General features: G+C 71.7%; 19 protein-coding genes. 11 read left to right on the plus strand and 8 right to left on the minus strand.

Annotation, left to right across the window (positions count from 1 at the left end):
* The first annotated feature begins 152 nt into the window (after positions 1-152).
* Positions 153-1,019, plus strand: a complete 867-nt coding sequence (locus AC4D2E_RS02965) for a general stress protein (RefSeq protein ID WP_490909777.1) — start codon at positions 153-155, stop codon at positions 1,017-1,019.
* A 95-nt stretch (positions 1,020-1,114) separates the two neighbouring features.
* On the opposite strand, the gene AC4D2E_RS02970 is transcribed toward AC4D2E_RS02965, so the two are convergent.
* Positions 1,115-2,758 (minus strand): aminopeptidase P family protein, encoded by a 1,644-nt coding sequence (locus AC4D2E_RS02970; protein WP_490951604.1) that lies wholly within the window; start codon positions 2,756-2,758, stop codon positions 1,115-1,117.
* Between the two features lie 109 nt (positions 2,759-2,867).
* Here AC4D2E_RS02970 and AC4D2E_RS02975 point away from each other — a divergent pair, with 109 nt between their 5' ends.
* Positions 2,868-3,710 carry a PHP domain-containing protein gene (locus AC4D2E_RS02975; RefSeq protein WP_490909775.1) on the plus strand — a complete coding sequence of 281 codons (843 nt, stop codon included), beginning with the start codon at positions 2,868-2,870 and terminating at the stop codon, positions 3,708-3,710.
* Between the two features lie 39 nt (positions 3,711-3,749).
* On the opposite strand, the gene AC4D2E_RS02980 is transcribed toward AC4D2E_RS02975, so the two are convergent.
* The 4 genes from AC4D2E_RS02980 to AC4D2E_RS02995 form a co-directional block, all read right to left on the minus strand.
* Positions 3,750-4,493 carry a polysaccharide deacetylase family protein gene (locus tag AC4D2E_RS02980; RefSeq protein ID WP_490951605.1) on the minus strand — a complete coding sequence of 248 codons (744 nt, stop codon included), beginning with the start codon at positions 4,491-4,493 and terminating at the stop codon, positions 3,750-3,752.
* Between the two features lie 180 nt (positions 4,494-4,673).
* Entirely contained in the window at positions 4,674-5,543 is an 870-nt protein-coding gene (locus AC4D2E_RS02985; protein WP_104165998.1) for a DNA-methyltransferase, read from the minus strand.
* Between the two features lie 6 nt (positions 5,544-5,549).
* The gene (locus AC4D2E_RS02990) at positions 5,550-7,283 is read right to left on the minus strand and encodes a DEAD/DEAH box helicase (protein ID WP_490910525.1); all 1,734 of its coding nucleotides are present in this window, start codon (positions 7,281-7,283) and stop codon (positions 5,550-5,552) included.
* 302 nt (positions 7,284-7,585) lie between these two features.
* Entirely contained in the window at positions 7,586-9,088 is a 1,503-nt protein-coding gene (locus tag AC4D2E_RS02995) for an RNB domain-containing ribonuclease (protein ID WP_490909774.1), read from the minus strand.
* A gap of 362 nt (positions 9,089-9,450) precedes the next feature.
* On the opposite strand from AC4D2E_RS02995, the gene AC4D2E_RS03000 reads away from it, so the two are divergent.
* A complete protein-coding gene (locus AC4D2E_RS03000) occupies positions 9,451-10,320 on the plus strand; it encodes a ferritin-like fold-containing protein (RefSeq protein ID WP_490909773.1) in 870 nt (289 codons plus the stop codon).
* A gap of 96 nt (positions 10,321-10,416) precedes the next feature.
* Here AC4D2E_RS03000 and AC4D2E_RS03005 read toward each other — a convergent pair whose 3' ends face one another.
* The gene (locus AC4D2E_RS03005) at positions 10,417-10,638 is read right to left on the minus strand and encodes a DUF3107 domain-containing protein (RefSeq protein ID WP_104165992.1); all 222 of its coding nucleotides are present in this window, start codon (positions 10,636-10,638) and stop codon (positions 10,417-10,419) included.
* A 48-nt stretch (positions 10,639-10,686) separates the two neighbouring features.
* Positions 10,687-11,307: a TetR/AcrR family transcriptional regulator gene (locus tag AC4D2E_RS03010; protein WP_258069737.1), complete on the minus strand. Its 621-nt coding sequence runs from the start codon at positions 11,305-11,307 to the stop codon at positions 10,687-10,689.
* 99 nt (positions 11,308-11,406) lie between these two features.
* Here AC4D2E_RS03010 and moeB point away from each other — a divergent pair, with 99 nt between their 5' ends.
* The gene (moeB, locus tag AC4D2E_RS03015; protein WP_104165988.1) at positions 11,407-12,630 is read left to right on the plus strand and encodes a molybdopterin-synthase adenylyltransferase MoeB; all 1,224 of its coding nucleotides are present in this window, start codon (positions 11,407-11,409) and stop codon (positions 12,628-12,630) included.
* Between the two features lie 54 nt (positions 12,631-12,684).
* Here the strand turns inward: moeB and AC4D2E_RS03020 are convergent, their stop codons facing one another.
* On the minus strand, positions 12,685-14,061 hold the full coding sequence (locus tag AC4D2E_RS03020) for a glutamyl-tRNA reductase (RefSeq protein WP_490951606.1): 1,377 nt from the start codon (positions 14,059-14,061) through the stop codon (positions 12,685-12,687).
* 182 nt (positions 14,062-14,243) lie between these two features.
* On the opposite strand from AC4D2E_RS03020, the gene hemE reads away from it, so the two are divergent.
* The 7 genes from hemE (at position 14,244) to hemB (ending at position 21,632) form a co-directional block, all read left to right on the plus strand.
* Positions 14,244-15,305 carry a uroporphyrinogen decarboxylase gene (hemE, locus tag AC4D2E_RS03025; protein WP_490951607.1) on the plus strand — a complete coding sequence of 354 codons (1,062 nt, stop codon included), beginning with the start codon at positions 14,244-14,246 and terminating at the stop codon, positions 15,303-15,305.
* Positions 15,306-15,307: 2 nt separating this feature from the next.
* Entirely contained in the window at positions 15,308-16,828 is a 1,521-nt protein-coding gene (hemG, locus tag AC4D2E_RS03030; RefSeq protein WP_490951608.1) for a protoporphyrinogen oxidase, read from the plus strand.
* Positions 16,829-16,899: 71 nt separating this feature from the next.
* A complete protein-coding gene (gene hemQ / locus AC4D2E_RS03035; protein ID WP_104165982.1) occupies positions 16,900-17,619 on the plus strand; it encodes a hydrogen peroxide-dependent heme synthase in 720 nt (239 codons plus the stop codon).
* A 47-nt stretch (positions 17,620-17,666) separates the two neighbouring features.
* Positions 17,667-18,821: a ferrochelatase gene (locus tag AC4D2E_RS03040; protein ID WP_490952311.1), complete on the plus strand. Its 1,155-nt coding sequence runs from the start codon at positions 17,667-17,669 to the stop codon at positions 18,819-18,821.
* Positions 18,821-19,768: a hydroxymethylbilane synthase gene (hemC, locus tag AC4D2E_RS03045; RefSeq protein ID WP_490951609.1), complete on the plus strand. Its 948-nt coding sequence runs from the start codon at positions 18,821-18,823 to the stop codon at positions 19,766-19,768. The genes AC4D2E_RS03040 and hemC overlap by 1 nt, the downstream gene beginning before the upstream one ends.
* 5 nt (positions 19,769-19,773) lie before the next feature.
* Complete coding sequence (locus AC4D2E_RS03050; RefSeq protein WP_490951610.1) at positions 19,774-20,649, plus strand: uroporphyrinogen-III synthase; 876 nt, start codon at positions 19,774-19,776, stop codon at positions 20,647-20,649.
* On the plus strand, positions 20,646-21,632 hold the full coding sequence (gene hemB / locus AC4D2E_RS03055; protein ID WP_490951611.1) for a porphobilinogen synthase: 987 nt from the start codon (positions 20,646-20,648) through the stop codon (positions 21,630-21,632). The genes AC4D2E_RS03050 and hemB overlap by 4 nt, the downstream gene beginning before the upstream one ends.
* The last annotated feature ends 15 nt before the right edge of the window (positions 21,633-21,647 follow it).

Consider the following 21,647-nt stretch of genomic DNA (forward strand, 5'->3'; position numbering starts at 1 on the left):
CTAGGCTATCGGGCGCGGCACGTCAGGACGGCATCAGAGTCGGTCGGGGCGACACCCGTCCAGCCACCGGTCAGGACACGTCCAGCGGACCGGCAGTTCTCTCCGGGCGAAGTGCCTCCCATCAGCCGGAGCGGTAGGCAAGAATGGAGAGCATGTCCACACCACCACTTGGAACCACCGCCGCCCGCGACCTCGGCCGGGTACTGCCCACGGGCGAGCCGATCGGCCGGTACACCAGCTACCTGGATGCCCAGAAGGCCGTCGACTACCTCGCCGACAACAAGTTCGCGGTTCAGCGGGTGGCCATCATCGGCAACGACCTGAAGACCGTGGAACGGGTCACGGGGCGCCTCAGCTACCCTCGGGTGGCGCTCGGCAGTGCGGCGACCGGCGCATGGTTCGGCCTGTTCGTGGGACTCATCCTCAGCCTGTTCGCGGGGAGCGAGTCGGGGGTCACCATCACCTCGTCGATCGTCCTCGGCGCCATATTCTGGCTGCTCTTCGGTGTCATCACCTACGCGTTCCAGCGGGGCAAGCGCGATTTCACCTCGACCAGTCAGGTCGTGGCGACGAGCTACGACGTGATCGTCGAACCGGAGCTCGCCGCGGAGGCCCGCAGGCTCCTGCAGCAGCTGCCCATGAACGGCCAGGCGCAGCATCCGGGCGCCAACCCCTCCGCCTGGGGGCAGGCACCGGGCCGGCAGCCGGGCCAGCCGCCGCAGCGCCCCGCCTCGTGGAACGACCCCTACGCGGGTCAGCAGCAGCCGCAGCCGCAGCAGGAGACCCAGCCGGAGCAGCCCGGGCCGGACGAGGGCCAGACCGCAGGCCTCGGCACCACGGGTCCCCGGCGGGGACAGTTCCCCGACCTCCCGGACGGACGGCCGCAGTACGGCGAACGCGTGGACGGCCAGGGGGACGGGACGCCCGCGGCGGGCCCCGGCGACAGCACCCGCACCGGACCCGGACCGCGTGCCGACGGCGGCGGGCACGGCTCGACCGCGGCAGGCGGGCAGCGCTAGAGCCCGGGCGGCGTCGGACGACGACGGCGCCCGACGCACGAAGGCAGGGACCCGACCGGGGTCCCTGCCTTCGTTCCTTGGTTGCGCCGGTCGGGCTACTCGCCGGTGCTGCCCCAGATGCCACCCATCCAGTCCTCGACGTCCCCGGGCGTGCGGGGGAGGGCCGCGCTGAGGTTGACCGGGCCCTCGGCCGTCATGAGGATGTCGTCCTCGATGCGTACGCCGATCCCGCGGTACTCCTCGGGGACCGCGAGATCCTCGGCCTTGAAGTAGAGGCCCGGTTCGATGGTGAACACCATGCCTTCGGTGAGGACCCCGTCGAGGTAGAGCTCGCGTTTGGCCTGGGCGCAGTCGTGGACGTCCATGCCGAGGTGGTGGCTGGTCCCGTGCGGCATCCACCGCCGGTGGTGCTGGCCCTCGGGTGCCAGCGCCTCCTCGAGGGAGACGGGCAGGAGTCCCCAGGCATCCAGGTTCTCGGCGAGCACGGTGACCGCGGCGTGGTGGATCTCGCGGAACTTCCGGCCGGGCCGGGCCGCCGCGAAACCGGCGTCGGCGGCGTCGAGCACCGCCTGGTAGATCCGGCGCTGCACCTCGGTGTACCGTCCGTTCACCGGCAGGGTGCGGGTGATGTCGGCGGTGTAGAGGCTCTCGGCCTCGACTCCGGCGTCCAGCAGGATCAGATCCCCGGCACGGACATGACCCGTGTTGCGGATCCAGTGCAGCGTGGTGGCGTTGTTGCCGGAGGCGGCGATGGTGTCGTACCCGAGGTCGTTGCCCTCCTCGCGGGCACGGGTGAAGAACGCGCCTTCGACGACCCGCTCCCCGCGTGGGTGCGTGATGGCGCGCGGGAGGGTCCGGACCACCTCGTGGAAGCCCTCGACCGTCGCGGCGACGGCCGCCTCCATCTGCTCGATCTCCCAGGCGTCCTTGACGAGCCGCAGCTCGGACAGCACCTCGGCGAGCACGGCGTCGAGGGCATCGGCCTTCTCGAGGTCCACCCCGGTGTTGATCCGCGAGGTGTCGACGAGGGCATCGGCGTTGAAGTCGACCTCGCGGAGCAGGCGGATGCCGACGCCGCCGATCTCGACCACGCCGGCGTCCTTCGTGATGGCGACCTCGAGCCCGGCGAGATCGGCGGTCCTCAGCGCGAGCTGGGCCTCGATCTGGGCCATGGACAGGCGCTGGCCGATCCAGAACTCGCCGTAGCGGGCGTTCGCATAGAACTCGTCGCTGTCGCGTCCGGCGGGTTCGCGGAAGTACAGCGTTGCGGTGTGGTTGCCGCCGTCGTCGCCGGTGCCCTGCTCCACGGGCTCGAGGACGAGCACGGCGTCGGGCTCGTGGTCGAGGCCGAGGCCGGTCAGGTGGGCGAAGCCGGAATGGGGGCGGTAGCGGTAGTCGGTGTCGTTCGAGCGCACCTTGAAGGGGCCCGCGGGGACCACGATGCGCTCGCCGGGAAAGCGGTCGGAGATGGCCCGCCGGCGGCGTGCGGCGTGCGGGGCGACGGGCGACGCGGCGGGGAGTTCCCCGGAGGCCGGTGCCCAGTTGCCCGCCATGAAGGCCTTGAAGGCCTCGGAGTCGGGCCGCTGGGAGCGGTTGTCGTTCCGGTCCGAGAGGGCCTGGCCCTCGGGGGAGTCGGTGGGATTCAGGGATGCGGGTGCGGTGTCGTCAGAGCTCACCCCGTCATCCTCCCACCGAGGCCGTACCGCGGGAAAGTCTGGCCCCGGAGCGAGGACGGGCATGTGGCGGGGAGGATCATCCCGGTGAGCGGCGCATCCGGGCGCGAGGCAGCCGGGACGGTCGCAGGCGTCCTGGCGAGGCCTCGCGCCGGGTACGCGTAGATTGGATCCGGTGAGAATCGATCTGCACACGCATTCCAACGTCTCGGACGGCACCGAGGACCCCGACGTCCTCATCCGGTCCGCGGCAGCCGCGGGGCTGGACGCCGTCGCCCTCACCGACCACGACTCGACGGCCGGCTGGGACCGGGCCCGGGCCGCAGCCACCACCCTCGGCATCGCCTTCATCCCCGGCATGGAGGTGTCCTGCCAGACGGACACGGGCATCAGCGTGCACGTGCTCTCCTATCTGCACGACCCGCTGCATCCCGGTCTGCTCACCGAGATCGAGAAGTCGCGGACGGCCCGCCTGACGCGTGCACGCCGCATGGTCGAACTGATGGGGGAGGACTTCCCGATCACCTGGGAGCTCGTGGAGCAGCACGTGACGGAGGGTGCCACCGTGGGGCGCCCGCACATCGCCGATGCGCTGATCACGCTCGGCATCGTGGCCACGCGATCCGAGGCCTTCGAGACCATCCTGACCGCGCGCTCACCCTACTGGGTCAGCCACTACGCACCGCATCCCGCGCACGCCGTCGCGCTCATCCGCGACGCCGGCGGGGTCCCCGTCTTCGCCCACCCGTCAGCCTTCACCCGAGGCGCCGTGGCGGGCGGAGCCGTCCTCGACGAGATGATCGACGCGGGTCTGCTGGGCCTCGAGGTGGAACACCGGGACAACCCCGAGAGCGCCCGCGTGAAGCTGCGGCGGATCGCGCGGAACCGCGGACTGCTCATGACGGGCTCGAGCGACTACCACGGGCGCGGCAAGCCGAACCTGCTGGGCGAGAACGTCACCGCGCAGGAGACCTTCGACGCCATCCGGGCCCTCGCCACGGGCGCGGCGGTCGGCTAGGACCGGGGCGGCGCCGAAGGCTGTCGATCGTCAGTGGGATCACCTCGCGGCAGGCGCGACCACGACGGCTGGCGAGCCCTGATTGACCGGGTTGGCACTGGACGAGGGAGCGACCACGCCGAACTCGTACCCCTTGGCCCGCAGTGCGTCGATGGTCCTGGCCAGGTAGGTCCACTGGGACGCGGGGCAGGACAGGACGTCCTCGGCGTCGTGGAGCAGGATCATCGCGCCCGGCGCAGCCTCCGCCATCACGAACTTCTGGACGCCGGCCGCACCGGGGCATTCGAAATCGCCTGGATTGCCGACGTTCCAGCGCCAGAGGACCCCGCCGCTCATCCCGATGGTCCTGAGGTAGCCCGTGGCGGAGGAGGTGCTGTTGCCGTACGGGAAGCGCATGAGCTTGGGCGCCTCACCCGTGACGGTCCTGATGGCGGCATTGGTCCGGTCGATCTGCTGCTTCTGCCTCGTCGCACTGATGCTGGGGAAATCGGGGTGGTCCCACGAGTGGTTGCCGATCACGTGCCCCTCGGCCTTGATCCGGCGGACGAGATCGGGGTAGCGCTCAACGTTGGAGCCCTGGACGAAGAACGTCGCCTTGACGTTCTTCTGCTTGAGGACGTCGAGGACGAACGCGGTGCGCTCGGGCGAGGGCCCGTCGTCGAAGGTCAGGCCGATCAGGGGTTTGTCGGCGGCCTGTGCGGGCGACATGGGGCTTCCGCCCAGCAGTGCGAGGACCAGGCTCGCGGTGGCCAGGGCGGTGACGGCGACCTTGTTCTTCCTCATAGTGCTCAGCTCCCGTTCTCGACGCTTGGGTCCAGCCTTGCTCGATGAGCACACTACGACTGCCGGGGGGCACTGTAAACACTCGCGCGCGAAGGGCTGGCGGGGCGTAGTACGCGTTTCCCTCCGGCCGGTACGCTCCGATGCAGGCGACAGTCCGGGGATCGCCGGCCCGCGGCGACGTCAGGTCCAGGCCGCCAGACGGGTCCGCATGACCTCGATGGCCTGTGGGTTGCTGTCCACGCAGACGAAGCGGCGGCCCAGCTTCCCCGCGACGGCGCCGAGCGTCCCGGACCCCGCGAAGAAGTCGAGCACCCAGTCGCCCTCGCGGCTGCTCGCCGCCACGGCGCGGCGCAGCAGGCCCTCCGGTTTCTGGGTGGGGTAGCCCGTTTTCTCCCGACCCGTGGGGGACACGATGGTGTGCCACCAGACGTCGGTCGGCAGTTTGCCGAGGGCCGCCTTCTCCGCCGTCACCAGGCCCGGTGCCATGTAGGGTTCGCGGTCCACCTCGGCGCTGTCGAAGTGGTAGCCGGACGGGTTCTTCACGTACACGAGGATGTTGTCGTGTTTCGCGGGCCATCGGCGTTTCGCCCGGGCGCCGTAGTCGTAGGCCCAGATGATCTCGTTCAAGAAGCAGTCCCGCCCGAACAGGGCGTCCAGCATGACCTTGGCGTAGTGCACCTCGCGGTAGTCCAGGTGCACGTAGAGCGTGCCGTCGTCGGCGAGGAGCCGCCAGGCCTCGGCGAGGCGTGGCGCCAGGAAGTCCCAGTAGTCCTCGAAGGCGTCGTCGTAGCTCGCGAGCGCTCCCTTGACCGTCGAGTAGGACTTGCCCTTGAACCCCACACGGTCTCCGGAACCCCCGACCGCGCGCACCATGGTGGTCTGCTGGCGGCGCTGGACCCGTCCGGTGTTGAACGGCGGATCCACGTAGATCATCGTGAAGGCGGCGTCCGGCAGCAGGGCCAGGTACTCCGCGTTGTCGGCGTGCACCACGAGGTTGGCGCCGTCCGGGCTCCACGGGGGAGCCGCGGACGGCGCAGGAAGCTCGGTCACCGAGCGCTAGTCCTCTGCGCCGCCGGCAGGATTAGCGACGACCTCGCCGTTGCGGCGCCGGGTCCGGCTGCGGCGCGGCCGGTCACCCGACGGTGCCTCACCCTCACCGGCCCGACGGCGTCCGCCGCCGGTCGCACCGTCGGTGGTGCCGGCCGACGCCGCCGGAGCGCCCTGGGCGGCCGGTGCGTCGGCGTCCTGGCTCCGGTTGCCCCCGCGACCCCGGCCGCGCGAGCCGCGTGACCCCTCGCCCGATGCTCCACCCGCGTCGCCGTCGCGGCGCTGTCCGCCGCGTCCACCCGACTGCGAACGCCCACGTCCGCCGTCGCGTCCGCCGTCGGTCCGTGCGTCCGGGCGTCCGCCGCCGCGCTTGCCGGTCTCGCCGAGGTCCTCGAGCACCTCGGCGTTGATCCCCGCGAGCCTGCGGTCCTTGCGGGGCAGGCGTCCCTTGGTGCCCTCGGGGATGTCGAGCTCCGCGTACAGGTGCGGTGACGACGAGTAGGTCTCCACGGGCTCCGGCGCGTCGAGTCCGAGGGCCTTGTTGATGAGGCCCCAGCGCGGGAGATCGTCCCAGTCCACGAAGGTGACCGCCGTCCCCTTCTTGCCGGCACGGCCCGTGCGGCCGACGCGGTGCAGGTAGGCCTTCTCGTCCTCGGGGCACTGGTAGTTGATGACGTGCGTGATGTCCTCGACGTCGATGCCGCGGGCGGCGACCTCGGTGGCGACGAGGACGTCGATCTTGTCGCCGCGGAAGGCGCGCAGGGCCTGCTCGCGGGCGCCCTGGCCGAGGTCCCCGTGGATGGCACCGGCCGCGAACCCGCGGTCGATGAGCTCCTCGGAGAGCTTCGCGGCGGTGCGCTTGGTCTTGCAGAAGATGATCGTGCGCCCGCGGTGGCGGGACTGCAGGATCCGGGCGACGACCTCGGCCTTGTCCAGGTTGTGCGCGCGGTAGATGACCTGGCGGATGTCCTTCTTGGTGATGCCCTCGTCCTCGGGGTCCGCGGCCCGGATGTGCGTGGGCTGGGTCATGTAGCGGCGGGCCATCGCGATGACGGGACCGGGCATGGTCGCGGAGAACAGGAGCGTCTGGCGCACGGGGGGAGTCGCGGCGATGAGGGTCTCGACGTCGGGCAGGAAGCCGAGATCGAGCATCTCGTCGGCCTCGTCCAGCACCACGATCTTCACGTTCTTGAGGACGAGCAGCTTCTGCTTGTACAGGTCGATCAGGCGCCCGGGCGTTCCGACCACGATCTCGACGCCCTTCTTGATGGCCTCGATCTGCGGTTCGTACGCGCGTCCGCCGTAGATGGTGACGATGCGCGCGTTGCGCTTCTTCGCCGCCGTCGTCAGGTCGCTCGCGACCTGGACCGCGAGCTCGCGGGTCGGCACGACGACGAGCGCCTGCGGGGCGCCGGGCACCGGGAGGCGGTCGTAGCCCTCGTCCTCCGGGCCGACGACGCGCTGGATGGCGGGGATGCCGAATCCGAGGGTCTTGCCCGTTCCGGTCTTCGCCTGGCCGATGATGTCGTGGCCGCCGAGGGCGATCGACAGGGTCATCGCCTGGATGGGGAAGGGGTGGATGATCCCGGCGTCGGCGAGGGACTCGACGATGTCGGGGCGGACGTTGAAGTCCGCGAAGGTCTCCGGCACGGCCGCGTGCGGCTCCGCCGTGGTGATCAGCGTCTCCTCGACGTCGATGACGTCGGGGGAGTTGTCCGCGACGAGGTGGTGGCTGTCGGCCACGGTGTCGCCGGCGCCTGTGTTCGTATCGTGGTGTGTGTTCTGCACGTTCTACCGTTCATTCAGGCCGAGCGGCCGCTGAGGCTCGACGCTTCGAATGGGATCCATCCGCGGCGGAGCGTATCGGCGGGCGCAGGGCGTCCAGTGGAAGCCGATCGCGGGCTTGCGACTGCGTGCGGGCGGCGGAGTGAGACCTGCGCCTGCGGGGAACTCGGGATCGAGTAGGTACTGCGGGTTATCGAGGGATAACGACCGGGCATCCATTACTACACGGCAAGCCTACCCTGCCCGCCCCCTGCGCGGCGTCATCGCGGGCTGCGTGAGGGCGCGTCCGTCGGCTTCACCTCGAAGCGGATGCGCCGGCGCGCGATGTCGGCTTCCAGCAGGACCACCGTGACCCGTTCCCCGGCCACCAGCTCTCCGTAGCAGGTGGCCTCGAGTGCGGGTTCGGTGACCTGCACGGTCCCGGACAGGCGGGGTGCCTGCTTCCCGGGTGCATCCTCGATCGCCGGGGGTGAGCCCTGCAGGACGACGGCGGAGAAGGCCTCGCCGATGCGGTTGCTCAGCAGTGCGGCCTGCACCGCGTCCATGGCCCCCGAGTCGAGGCGGGACGCCGTCTGGTTCGACGACGCCATGAGCGCGTTGAGTTCCGGCAGGGCCGCCCGGACCCAGGCGGGCACCTCGTTCTCGCTGCACAGCGACTCGCACGTCACGAGCACGAAGCGGTCCACGAGCCGCCGGAGGGGAGCGGTGGCATGCGCGTACGGTGCGGCGATGGCCGACTGCACGACGGCGTCCGGTACCTCGCCGTCGAACGCCGTGTACCCTGCGCCGCGGAACAGCGACGCGGCCGCGTGCATGAGGGCGAGATGCCGGGGTTCGGCGACGTCGAGGGTGCGGAGGAAGGCGCCGTAGGGCATGTCCGGGGGCCAGGGGTGCTCGAGCGCCTCGGACTGGCGCCGGAACTTGCCGAGGGCGCCGTCGTCCGGCTCGGGCATCGTCCGCAGGATGCCGATGCCGCCGTCGAGCATCATGCGCGCGGCGGCCATGCCCGTCATGAGCGAGATCTGGGCGTTCCAGTCCTCGCACGGCAGGGCCGGTTCCGTGATGATGCCGTAGCTCCCGCCGGCATAGATGATCTCCTGGCGTGGCAGGTTGAGGCTCGCGCCCCCGCGATCGAGTTCCTGCCGGATCCGGAGCAGGCCGATCTCCTGCAGGAGCATGAGCTGCTCGTCGGCGGTGCCGGCGTCGATCTCCGCCTGCACCTGCGCGTACGTGAGTTGGCGGCGGCTGCGGACCGTGGCGCGGCGGACGGTGGCGGATTCGACCTCCGCCGCGGCGTCCAGCAGGAAGTGCCAGACGAACGCGGGGCGGTCGCGGTCGGGGAGCAGGCTCGCCGCATCCTCCGAGATGACCTCCGGGTGGAGGGAGATCCGCCCGTCCGGCGCGTAGAGGGTCTGCCCGCGGAGTCTCGCCTCGGCGTCGATCGCACCCCCGGCCTCGACGAAGAGCGGTACGTCGGCGATGGCGTACCAGACCTCGTACGCCGCAGACCCGGTACCCCGGCGGCGTGCGAAGTGCACCGCCTGGTCGAGGTCGGTGGAGCCGGGCGGGTCGATCGTCAGGAAGGGCAGTGCGCGGAGGTCGGTGGAGGGCAGGGTGTGCGCGGCCACCGAGGCGTCGGCCTCGTGCAGGACGCCCTCGGGGAACTGCTCGCGGATGCCGAGTTCCTCGCGGAGGGATCGCAGCGACTCGGTGAGGCGCTGGTGGGACTCCCGATCCCTGAGGTCCATATGCTGTGCGGGCACAGGCAATACGGTAATGCACGTCGCAGACTTCCGGCAGTCGCAGTCGCAGGCGCAGCGGCGCGGACCCGGGATCGGGCACTACCGGGGGCGGAGCGACGCCGCAGCCTTCGGGACGCGGTGCCGCCGCGTGTCCGGTCCCTTCGCCTGCTAGATGGGCAGGACGAGCGCCATCCGGCGGGTGACGGACAACGCACCGACCGCAGAGACGAGCGCGGGATCGGCCGTCATCCGCGAGCACCGGCAGGTCGTGCCTGGTCCCCCGGTGAAAGGTGACGGGCAGAGACCCGCGACGGCGGTTCGGGACGGACCCTGGCGGGGCGGGGCAGGTTGCCGCACCCCCTGGAGTGCGTACTCTTAGCAGAATGAACAACGGCTCCTCCGACAGCACGGCCCTCTCGGCAACCGAACGGAAGCGCGCCGGGTCCGTCGGGCCCTCGGCGGCCGCGCCCAAGAGCCCGTCCCCCGCGCCGGCTCCCACGGGCGCCGCGAGTGTCACAGGTGCGCACGTGAGCAGCGCGGACGAGGGTCCGACGGCCCCGGCCGCGGCGAGCACCGTCCCGGACGGTGTCGAGGACCCGCTGGCGAATCCCGTCTATGCGCGCTTCATCACCGATCTGCTCGGCGTCGTCGCCTATGGAGAGCTGTCCGGCTTCGAGCGCCTGTCCTCGGATGCACGCTTCTCACCGAGTCTCGCCGACCGTGCGAGCCTCGGCCGCCTCGCCGTGCAGGAATTCGAGCACTTCGAGATGGTGGGCCGGTTCGTAGGCGAACTCGGCGTCACGATCGAGGAGGCGATGGCACCCTTCCAGCCCTCGATCGATGCCTTCCATGAGCGAACCCGCCCGGGCGACTGGTACGAATCGCTCATGAAGGCCTACGTCCTCGACGCCTTCTCCAGGGACTTCTACCGATCGCTGGCCGACACCCTCGATCCGCGGACCCGCCGGCTCATCAGCACCATCGACTCCGGGGAAGGGGCCGCCCACCTGCAGCGCCGCCTCAGGGAGGCGCTCTCCGACGATCCCCGCCTCGCGTCGCGCCTCGCCCTGTGGGGGCGCCGGCTCGTGGGCGAGGCGCTGACCCAGGCGCAGCGCGTGGGCATCGAACGCGGGGACCTGGCCGGCCTCCTGTTCGCCGACGAGCCGGACCACACGCAGCACACGACGGCGCTCTTCTCCGAGCTCACCCGCAACCACTCACGGCGCATGAGTGCGCTGGGGCTCACCGCGTAGGGCTGCCTGCAACGCAGGAGTGCCCGCAGCCGGTGGCTGCGGGCCCTCCTGTCGCCGGTCCTGCTCTCCGGCTGCCGTTCGGGGTACTCGGTACTGCTAGAGCGCACCGAACCCGACGCGGCGGGTCTCCTCGGCGCCGATCTCGACGTAGCCGAGGACGCCCGTCGGGACGATCACGAGGCGGCCCTTGGAATCCTTGAGCCGCAGCTCCGTGCCGCCCAGGGCCTGCCCCACGAGCTCGGCGATGGCGTCCGCGCTCTCGGAGGATTCGAGGATGATCTCCCGGTTGACGTTCTGGATACCGATCTTGACTTCCACGGCGCGTGCCTCCTGTTGTGTGAGCCTGGTGCTGCTTCGAAACCTACCCTAGATCTCCTTGGGGAAACGGCTGATTCCGCGCCAAGCTAAACGGTAGATCAGCTCCGCCGCGGCATCGATGTCGAGGCTCCCGTCGGTCTCCAGCCAGTAGCGCGCGCTGATCTGCGCCATGCCCGCCAGGCCGCGGCCGAGCAGGGTCGCCTCCACCATGGACAGCTGGGTGTCGTCGGCGATCACCCCGGCGATCGCGCCCGCGAAGTGGGCGTTGAAGGCCTCCAGCCGGCTGCTGACATCGGGCTCGTTGCTGATGTCGGATTCGAAGACCAGCCGGTGCGCCTTGCTGTCCTGGGCGATGAACTGGAAGTAGGCGCGCATGGTCGCGTGCACGCGCAGCTTGTTGTCGTCGGTGGAGCGCAGGGCATCGACCAGCAACTGCGTCAGCTCGGCCAGGTGGCTGTCCAGCAACGCGAGGTAGAGGTCCCGCTTGCCGGGGAAGTGCTGGTACAGCACGGGCTTGCTCACCCGGGCCGCCACCGCGATGTCATCCATGGCGGCCCCGTGGTAGCCGTTGCCCACGAAGACCTCCTGGGCTGCCGCCAGGAGCTGGCGACGGCGCTCGTCCCGCGGTAGCCGGACGGCCTTTCCTGCGGCGGTCGGTTCAACACTCACGGGGGGCGATCCTCGGTTCAGCGGTCGGGGGGGGCGTCGGACCAGTTTACCCACCCCGGGCGGCTGGCCCGGCCGTGCGGGCGCGGAATACCCTTGGGCATGACCGTTACCACTTCGTCCGCGCATGCCCCCGAGAACAGCCCGGCGGGCCTGCCGCCCCTGGTCGACGCCGTCGGGAGCCTGACCCGGGAGGAGACCCTGCGCTACTCGCGGCACCTCATCATCCCCGGCTTCGGCACCGAGGCGCAGTTGCGGCTGAAGAACGCCCGCGTCCTCGTGATCGGCGCCGGCGGGCTGGGCTCACCCGCCCTCCTGTACCTCGCGGCGGCGGGCGTCGGCACGTTGGGCATCGTGGACGACGACGACGTCGAGCTCTCCAACCTGCAGCGCCAGGTCATCCACGGCGTCCCGGACCTCGGCCGGTCGAAGGCCGAATCGGCGCGCGACAGCATCCTCGCACTGAATCCGCTGGTCGAGGTGGTCCTGCACGAGGAGCGGCTCGACACCTCCAACGCCCTGGCACTCTTCTCCGGGTACGACCTCGTCCTCGACGGCACGGACAACTTCGCCACGCGCTACCTCGTCAACGACGCGGCGGCCATCCTCGGCAAGCCGTACGTCTGGGGGTCCATCCTGCGTTTCGACGGGCAGGTCAGCGTCTTCTGGCAGGACCGCGGCCCCACCTACCGCGACCTGTACCCGGATGCCCCGCCGCCCGGCTCCGTGCCGTCCTGCGCGGAAGGCGGTGTGCTGGGCGTCCTGTGCGCCCAGATCGGGTCCGTGATGGTGAACGAGGCCATCAAGCTCATCACCGGCGTCGGCCGGACCCTCCTCGGCAGAGTGCTGGTGTTCGACGCCCTGGACATGAGCTGGCGGGAAGTGCGCGTGAGACCGGATCCGACGGCTCCGCGCATCACCGGACTGATCGACTACGAGCAGTTCTGCGGACTGCCCTCCGCGTCCGCCGCGGCGACGGGGCAGGATCCGGCGGAGGTGCCCACCGTGTCCGTCGGGGAACTCGCGGAGCTCCTCGCCGCGCGGGCGGCCGGCTCCGCGGATTTCGACCTGCTGGACGTCCGGAACCCGGAGGAGCACGCGATCGTGAGCATCGACGGTGCGATGCTCGTCCCGAAGCCCCTGATCCTCGAAGGAACCGCCGCCGTGGACAGCACGAGGACGGTCTACGTGCACTGCAAGTCCGGGGTCCGTTCGGCCGACGTCGTGCGCCACCTCCGCAGCAGGGGTCACCGGGACGTCTGGTCGGTGGACGGAGGCATCATCGAATGGGTACGGGCGATCGAACCGGAGAAGATGACCTACTAGGATCCACCGGGACCCGGTGGGCCGGACGTCCGGTGGTGCACCGGCGCCCGACGGTCAGGCGCTCTGCGCGGGCCGTTCGTGGTCCACGGGACACACGGCACCGTCGAGGTGGGCATGGTCGGTGTGGAGGGCGGCGGGTGCTCCCGCAGCCGGGGCGGTGACGGCGGCCGACGGCGCAGGTACCACGTCGATGCCGTAGAGGGCCTCGAGGGCTGCGGTGTATTCGTCCTGGCGTCCCTCTGCGGCGAGCTCGCGGGCACGGACGGTGGGGACGTGCAGGAGCTGGCGGACCATGCGCCGCAGGGCGAACTCGACCTCCTCCGCGGCGGCGGTGCAGCCGTGCTGGGCACGGACGCGCTCCATCTCCGCGTCGAGGACTGTCTGGGTGTGTTGGCGGAGGGCCACGATGGCCGCATTCATCGCCCGCGTGGCCTGCTGCTCCTCGAAGGAACGCGCGGCCTCGCGCACGAGGTCGCCGGCCTGCACCAGGGCGTCGGCCTGCTCCTCGGGTGCCGCCGCGCGGACGGATTCAAGGGTGATGAGCTCGACGCCGTCGAGGGTCGCGACGGCGGGGTCGAAGTCGTGGCTCAGGGCCAGATCGATGATGACGAGCGGACGGGCACTGCCTTCGCGTACCCGCTCGATGTCGGCGGCGTCGATGCGTGCGTCACTGCCGCTGCAGCCGATGACCACGTCCGCCCGGCGCAGGGCGGCCGGCAGGTCCGTGGCCGCGAGCGCCGTCCCGCCGCGGGTAGCGACGAAGGCCTGGGCCCGCCCGGAGGAGGAGAAGACCGAGACGTCGGTGCACCCCTTGTCCTTGAGGGCTGCCATCGTGGCCCCGGCGTAGGCTCCCGTGCCGAACAGCACCACGGTCTTGGCCGACCAGTCGGCATCCTCGGAGAGGTCGCCGGCCAGCTCGAGGGCCACGGAGACGATGGACCGACCCCGGCTGCCGAGCGCCGTCTGCGCGCCGACGTCCTTCGCGGTCCGGGAGGCAGCCTGGAAGAGGCGGACGAGGCCGCCGCTGGCGGCACCCGAGCCCTGGGCCTCGATGAGGGCCCGACGGACCTGGCCGGCGATCTCCCGTTCGCCGATGACGGCCGAATCGAGGCCTGCACCGACGGCGAAGAGGTGTTCGGCCACATCCTGGCCGGTGTGCGTCTCGAAGGACGAGGATACGGACTGCTCGGGGATGCCCGAGTACTCGCTCACGGCCGCCACGATCGCGGAACGGGCAGCCTCGATGTCGTCCTCGGACGGGGCCTCGGCGTAGATCTCGAAGCGGTTGCAGGTCGCGAGGACCACGGCGCCGGAGACGGACCGGTCCTCGGCGAGCGCAGCAGAAGGGACCTGGGGCGCCCCGACGCTGAGTCGGGCAACGGTTTCCAGGTCCACATTCGAATGTGTCGCGACAAGTGAAAGAAGTACCACAGCGCTCCGATCATATCGAGGACGGGGACCTTCCACCGAATAGGCAAGGCTTACCCGAGGCTTGCATTCCGCGGAAACCTGCGGAATATCGCCCCTCGCGCCCGGGGTGATGTTGGCCACCCCGGGCCCGATCCTGCAGCTCCGGTTATCCATCCGGGGGGAACTTCGGCAGAATCGGCGGTATGGACCTTGGAGCATCGCACCCGCTGGTCGACGGACGCACGTCCGGATCGGCCCTCATCTCCGCCTACCGGGGCCAGGCTCCGCACCGGCGCCCCGTCTGGTTCATGCGCCAGGCCGGACGGTCGCTGCCGGAGTACCGCGCCCTGCGCGAGGGCACCAACATGCTCGAGTCCTGCCTCGATCCCGAGATGGCGTCGGAGATCACCCTCCAGCCCGTGCGACGGCACGACGTGGACGCCGGGATCTTCTTCTCCGACATCGTGATCCCGCTCAAGCTGGCGGGGGTCGACGTCGATATCGTGCCCGGCGTGGGACCCGTGCTCGGGACGCCCGTCCGTTCCGCCGCCGATGTCGCCGCGCTGCCCACGCTGACGGACGAGGCGCTGGAACCGATCCGGCAGGCCGTGGCCCTCACGGTCGCCCAGCTCGGATCCACCCCGCTGATCGGGTTCGCGGGTGCCCCGTTCACCCTGGCGGCCTACATGGTCGAGGGCAAGCCGTCCCGCGACCACCTCGGCCCCCGCACCATGATGCACGCCGATCCGGACACCTGGCGCGCCCTGACCGCATGGGCGGCGGACGCCTCCGGCATGTTCCTGCGCGCCCAGCTGGAGGCCGGCGCCAGCGCCGCCCAGCTGTTCGACTCATGGGCCGGGTCCCTCGGCCTCGCGGACTACCGGCGGCGTGTGGCACCGGCCTCCCGCAGGGCCCTGGACCACGTCCGGGGCCTCGGCGCGCCACTGATCCACTTCGGCACCGGCACCTCGGAGCTGCTCGTGGCGATGCACGAGGTCGGGGTGGACGTCATCGGCGTCGACTACCGTCTGCCCCTCGACGAGGCGAACCGCCGCCTCGGCGGGACCGTACCCCTCCAGGGCAACATCGACCCGGCCCTGCTGCCCGCCCCGTGGCCCGTCCTCGAGCAGCACGTCCGCGACGTCCTCGCCGCCGGGGCCTCGGCGCCGGGGCACGTGGTCAACCTCGGGCACGGCGTCCCGCCGGAGACGGACCCGGACGTCCTGACGCGCGTCGTCGACCTCATCCATTCCGTGGAGCCGTAGCCGTGACGAGGGCGGCGGGGGCGGACCGGGTGCCGGCGGAACCGGCCGGAGTCCCGCCGGAGCGCGCCCGCCCCCGATCGGTCGTCGTGGTCGGCGGGGGCATGGCAGGCCTCGTCGCGGCGCGGACGCTCGTGGAGCGGGGGCTGCGCGTCACCGTGCTCGAGAGATCCGACCGGTTCGGCGGCACGGTCGACAGCCGCGTGCTCGGGGGCTTCCAGCTCGACAGCGGCGCCGAATCCTTCTCCACGCGGTCCGCCACCGTGCCGGCGCTCGCCGACGAACTCGGGCTGGGCGACCGGATCGTAGCCCCCGACGCCACGGGTGCCTGGGTGCAGCTGCCCGGCAGGGACCTCCTGGCTGCCGCGCGGCCGCTGCCGAACTCCGGCGTCCTCGGGATCCCCGCGGACCCCTCCGAACCCTCGATCAGCGCGATCCTCGGCCGCGCAGGCTCCCTCCGGGCCGCCCGGGACAAGGTGCTCCCGGTCGGTACCCTCGCGACCCGCCCCGGAGTCAGTCTCGGGGACCTGGTCCGGACGAGGATGGGCGAGGAGGTCCTCACCCGCCTGGTGGCGCCCGTCGCGGGCGGCGTCTTCTCCGCCGACCCCGACGACCTCGACGTCGACTCCGTGGCGCCGGGGCTGCGCTCGACCATGGGCCGCCTGGGCTCCCTCGGTGCCGCGGCGGGCGCCCTGCGCCGGGCCGCTCCGGCCGGTGCCGCCGTAGGCGGTCTCGTCGGCGGCATCGCCCAGCTCCGTGACGCGCTCGTGCGGCAGCTCCGCGAGGACGGGGTGGACCTGCGGTCGAACGAGCACGTCAGCGGCCTCGCCCGCTCGGGCTCCGGGTGGATCGTGACGACGGAACACTCGGCCCTCTCGCACCGCCTTCCGGCGGACGCCGTGCTCGTGGCCACCGAGGGCAGGGGCGCCGTGGACCTCCTCGTCCCGGCACTCCCCGCCCTGGCGGAGGAGCGCCCCGATCCCGTGCCCGGCGTCGCCCTCGTCACCCTGATCGTCGACGTCCCGGAGCTCGACGCCCGGCCCCGGGGCACCGGGGTGCTCGTCGCCCGGGGGGTCGAGGGTGTCGCCGCGAAGGCGCTCACCCACGCGACGGCCAAGTGGGCGTGGCTGCGGGAACAGGCCGGGCCCGGCTCCCACGTCCTCCGGCTGTCCTTCGGCCGCGTCGGGGACCGGCCCACCGCCGTCGGGATCGAGACGCCCGACGACGCCCTCTACCGCCACGCCCTCGCCGACGCCTCGGCCCTGCTCGGCGTACCCGTCGGCGAAGCCGACGTGCTCGACTGGGACGTGGTGCGCTGGGCCGGCGCCCTCCCGCACGCCTCCGTAGGGCACCGGGAGCGGGTCGCACGCATCCGGGCCCTCGTCGCGGAGCAGTCGGCGTCCCTCGCCGTGGCCGGGGGCTGGCTCGCCGGGACCGGGCTGGTCGCCGTCATCGACGACGCCCGGGCACGGGCCGACGCGCTCGCGGATGCCCTGGTCGGGGGCGGCCGGACACCCGCCGTGTGACCTTCATCTCTTCTACGCATCGTAGAAGAAAGCGATTTCGGTTCGCCTGCGGGCAGGGGCAGACTAGTACCATGACTGAGCTCACCGGTAGCACACCCGCCCACGCTCCACAGCCGACCGGAGAGGGCGCCGAAGCCCCCGGAGAGCTCTTCTACACCCTCTGGACCGTCTTCAAGCGGGAGGCCGCGGCCACGGGCTCGGGCGCGCACCCCCTGGCGGACGTCCTCTCCACCCTCGAGCAGGACGGCGTCGTCCTCCGCGGGTTCTACGACGTCTCGGGCCTGCGCGCCGACGCCGACGTGATGGTCTGGCTGCACGGACCCCGCCCCGAGGATCTCCAGGCCGCCGTGCGGACGCTGCGCCGCACCGACGCCTTCGCCGCGACCACGGTGGCGTGGTCCGCCATGGGCGTGCACCGCGACGCCGAGTTCTCCAAGTCGCACAGCCCGGCGTTCTCCCGCGGGGTCGCGCCGGCGGAGTGGGTCTGCGTGTACCCGTTCGTGCGTTCCTACGAGTGGTACATCCTCCCTTCGGACGAGCGGCGCGAGATGCTCACCGACCACGGCATGAAGGGGCGGAAGTACCCGCAGGTGATCTCCAACACGGTGTCATCCTTCGCCCTCAACGACTACGAATGGATCCTGGCACTCGAAGCTCCCGAGCTCGTGGACCTCGTGGACCTCATGCGGTACCTCCGGGAGACCGAAGCGCGGCGCCACGTCCGCGAAGAAGTGCCGTTCTACACCGGCCGGCGGATCAGCCACGACGAGATTGCAGAGGTGCTCCAGTGACGACACAGGCATTCAACCCCCTCGACGGAGTCGACGAGAACGGGCGGATGGCACCGAAGGCATACGACGCCGTCGTGCTCGCCTCCTTCGGTGGACCGGAGGGGCAGGACGACGTCATCCCCTTCCTGCGGAACGTGACCCGCGGCCGCGGGATCCCCGACGAGCGCCTCGAGGAGGTCTCGCACCACTACCGCGCATTCGGCGGAGTGAGCCCCATCAACAGCCAGAACCGCGCCCTGCGGGCCGCCATGGAGGCCGAGCTTCGCCGCCGCGGCATCGACCTGCCCGTCTTCTGGGGCAACCGCAACTGGGAGCCCTTCATCGCCGACACCCTGCAGCAGGCGTACGACGCCGGGCACCGCAAGGTGCTCGCCGTGACCACGAGCGCCTACTCCTGCTACTCGAGTTGCCGCCAGTACCGCGAGGACCTCGGCATGGCGCTCGTGAAGACCGGGCTCGAGGGCCGGCTCGAGGTGGACAAGGTCCGCCAGTACTTCGATCACCCGGGCTTCGTGGAACCGTTCGTCGAGGGCGTGACCGAGGGTCTCGCCAAGGTCCGCACCGGACTCGCCGGGCAGGGCACCCCGGACGCGCCCGTCCACATCATGTTCTCCACGCACTCCATCCCCATGGGCGACGCCGAGGCCGCCGGACCCCGCGACGGCGACGGCGGACCGGCCTACGAGGAGGGCGCCTACGTGGCGCAGCACCTCGCGACCGCGCAGGCCGTGCTGGACCGCATCCCCGAGGCCGCCGGCGTCGAGTGGTCCCTCGTGTACCAGTCCCGCTCGGGCGCCCCGCACATCCCGTGGCTCGAGCCCGACATCAGCGACGCACTCCGCGACCGCTACGAGGCCGGCACGCGCGGCGTCGTGATCGTCCCTCTCGGCTTCGTCTCCGACCACATGGAGGTCGCCTGGGACCTCGACACCGAGGCCATGGAGACGTGCGGCGAACTCGGGATCGTCGCGGACCGCGTGCCGACGCCGGGCACGCACCGGAAGTTCGTCGAGGGGCTGGTGGACCTCATCCTCGAGCGCACCGTCGACGACAACATCGCGGACCGCCCGTCCGCGACGGCGCTCGGACCCTGGTTCGACGTGTGCCGCCCGAACTGCTGCGCGAACCGCCGCGGGGAGAAGCCGACCGTCGCCGCCGTCGACTCCACCGTGGGAACGTCCCTGCCCAACCCCGGTACGTGATGAGCGCAGCCATCAGGGTGGGCACGCGGGGCAGCGCCCTCGCGATGACGCAGACGACGACGGTGGCGGAGCGGGTCTCCGAGCTCGCCCGCGTGCCGTACGAGCTCGTGCGGATCCGGACCGAGGGGGATGTCCTCAAGGGTTCGCTCTCGCAGATCGGCGGTACCGGCGTCTTCGTCGCAGCCCTCCGCGACGCCCTCCTCGAGGAGCGGTGCGACGTCGCGGTGCACTCGCTCAAGGATCTCCCCACGCTGCCCGCCCCGGGGTTGACGGTAGCGTCCGTACCCGAGCGCGAGGACGTCCGCGACGCCCTCTGCGCCAGGGACGGCCTCACCCTGGCCACCCTCCCGGACGGCGCGCGCGTAGGCACGGGGTCCCCGCGGCGGGCCGCGCAGCTGCGGTCCGCGCGGCCCGGCCTCGAGGTCGTGGACATCCGCGGCAACGTGGACACCCGGCTCGGACGCGTCGCCGGACTCGTCCCCGGGGCGCCCGGCGACCTCGACGCCGTCGTCCTCGCCGCGGCGGGGCTGCGGCGGCTCGGGCGCGAGGAGGCGATCACGGAGCTGATCGACACGGACGTCATGCTGCCCGCCGCAGGCCAGGGAGCCCTCGCCATCGAGTGCCGGGAGAGCGAGGCGACCCCGGGGGTGCGCGACGCCCTGGCCGCCTACGACCACCTGCCCACACGGCTCGCGGTGACGGCCGAGCGCGCCGTCCTCCTGCAGCTGGAGGCGGGCTGCGCGGCGCCCATCGGCGCCCTGGCGGGGTTGCAGGGCGACGTACTCGCCCTCGAGGCCGTGGTGTGCAGTTTGGACGGCCGGTCGATGATCCGCCTGACCCGCTCGGCGCCGGCCACCGATGCGGTCGCCGCCGCGCAGCTCGGTCTCGAGCTCGCCGAGGAGCTGCTCGCCGCCGGCGCGGCCGACATCGCGCCCCTGAACAGCTAGCCCGCATGGTCAGCTGGTCAGGGGACCGGCCCGTGGTCGTCCTCCGGCAGCCGGCCCGGGCGGTCAGGATCGCCGACGCCCTCCGCGCCGGCGGCATGACCGCCTACGCCCTGCCGCTCACGGATACGGAGCTCCCCGCGGACACCGACGACGTCGCCCGAGCGCTGGCGGTCCTCGGGCAGGGCGGGTACGAGTGGCTGGTCGTGACCAGCGCCAACGCCGTCCAGGCCCTCGGGATGCTCGCTGCGGCCGATGGTACGCCGCTCGCCACCCTCGTCCGCCGCGCGGGAGCGCGGGTCGCCGCCGTCGGCACCGCGACCGCGTCGACGCTGGCCGCGGCGGGCGTCGTCGTCGACCTGGTGCCCGGCGAGGCGTCGTCGGCCGGTCTGCTGACGGCGTTCCCGTCCGGACCCGGCGCGGTGCTCCTGCCCCAGGCGGATCTCGCCCCGGACGACCTCCGTGCAGGACTCGCGGCTTCGGGCCGGACCGTCCACCGCGTCGAGGCCTACCGCACCGTGCCCTACCCCGCGGAGTCCACGCGCCGCGTGCCCGGCGTCGAGGAGGACGGGCCGAGACCGCCCATGCTGTCCCTCCACGACCTCCTGGGACTCGCGTCCGGCGGTCCCCGGCCCGCGATCGTCTTCACCGCCCCGAGCGCGGTCCGGCAGTTCCGTGACAGGCTGGGCACCGGCCCGCTGTCCTTCCGGGCCGTCGCCATCGGCCGCACCACGGCCGGAGCGCTCCGGTCCGAGGGGTGGGTGGCGGCCGCCACGGCCGCCGACCCCACGCCGCAGGGGATCGCCCGGGCGGCGGCGGACGCCTTCGCGCAGGACGACGCACCCACCTCGCATGCCGCACCATCGAACGGAGATCAGCCATGAGTTTCCCCCAGCACCGGCCCCGGAGGCTGCGCTCGACCCCCGCCCTGCGGCGCATGGTGGCCGAGTACCGCGTCCACCCGTCCGAGCTGATCCTGCCGGCGTTCATCCGGGAAGGGCTCGCCGAACCCTCGCCCATCCTCTCCATGCCCGGCGTGGTGCAGCACACCACGGATTCCCTGAAGCGGGCGGCCGCGGAAGCCGTCGAGCGCGGCGTCGGCGGCATCATGCTGTTCGGCATCCCCGAGCATCGCGACGCGACCGGCAGCGCGGGCATCGACCCGGAGGGCGTCCTCAACCGGGCGATCGCCGACGTCCGCTCCGAGGTGGGCGACTCCCTCGTCGTCATGAGCGACGTCTGCCTGGACGAGTTCACCGATCACGGGCACTGCGGTGTCCTCGCCGCCGACGGCTCAGTGGACAACGACGCGACCCTGGAGCTGTACGCGCAGATGGCCGTCGAGCAGGCGCGGGCCGGCGCGCACGTCCTCGGCCCCTCCGGGATGATGGACGGCCAGGTCGCCGTCATCCGCCAGGCGCTGGACGAGGCCGGACACCAGGACGCCGTGGTGCTCGCGTACGCCGCCAAGTACGCCTCCGCGTTCTACGGGCCCTTCCGCGAGGCTGTCGACTCGCAGCTCGTCGGCGACCGCCGGACCTACCAGATGGATGCGTCGAACCGCCGTGAAGCGATCCTCGAAGTCGAACTCGACATCGAGGAGGGCGCCGACATGGTCATGGTCAAGCCGGCCATGAGCTACCTGGACATCCTCGCCGACGTCGCCGCCATGTCGCCCGTCCCCGTCGCGGCGTACCAGATCTCGGGGGAGTACGCGATGATCGAGGCCGCGGCCGCGAACGGCTGGATCGACCGACGCCGCGCCATCGAGGAATCCGTCCTCGGGATCAAGCGCGCCGGCGCCCAGATGATCCTGACCTACTGGGCCTCGGAGCTCGCGCTCTGGCTCGACGAGCCCACCCACTGAACTCCCACAGCGAAG

Source organism: Arthrobacter sp. TJ-265 (assembly GCF_058269135.1).

Coding starts and splice junctions, on each gene's coding strand:
- AC4D2E_RS02965 (WP_490909777.1), top strand. CDS start 153: ATGTCCACACCACCACTTGGAACCACCGCCGCCCGCGACCTCGGCCGG.
- AC4D2E_RS02970 (WP_490951604.1), bottom strand. CDS start 2,758: ATGCCCGTCCTCGCTCCGGGGCCAGACTTTCCCGCGGTACGGCCTCGG.
- AC4D2E_RS02980 (WP_490951605.1), bottom strand. CDS start 4,493: ATGAGGAAGAACAAGGTCGCCGTCACCGCCCTGGCCACCGCGAGCCTG.
- AC4D2E_RS03000 (WP_490909773.1), top strand. CDS start 9,451: ATGAACAACGGCTCCTCCGACAGCACGGCCCTCTCGGCAACCGAACGG.
- moeB (WP_104165988.1), top strand. CDS start 11,407: ATGACCGTTACCACTTCGTCCGCGCATGCCCCCGAGAACAGCCCGGCG.
- hemE (WP_490951607.1), top strand. CDS start 14,244: ATGGACCTTGGAGCATCGCACCCGCTGGTCGACGGACGCACGTCCGGA.
- hemQ (WP_104165982.1), top strand. CDS start 16,900: ATGACTGAGCTCACCGGTAGCACACCCGCCCACGCTCCACAGCCGACC.
- AC4D2E_RS03040 (WP_490952311.1), top strand. CDS start 17,667: ATGGCACCGAAGGCATACGACGCCGTCGTGCTCGCCTCCTTCGGTGGA.
- hemC (WP_490951609.1), top strand. CDS start 18,821: ATGAGCGCAGCCATCAGGGTGGGCACGCGGGGCAGCGCCCTCGCGATG.
- AC4D2E_RS03050 (WP_490951610.1), top strand. CDS start 19,774: ATGGTCAGCTGGTCAGGGGACCGGCCCGTGGTCGTCCTCCGGCAGCCG.
- hemB (WP_490951611.1), top strand. CDS start 20,646: ATGAGTTTCCCCCAGCACCGGCCCCGGAGGCTGCGCTCGACCCCCGCC.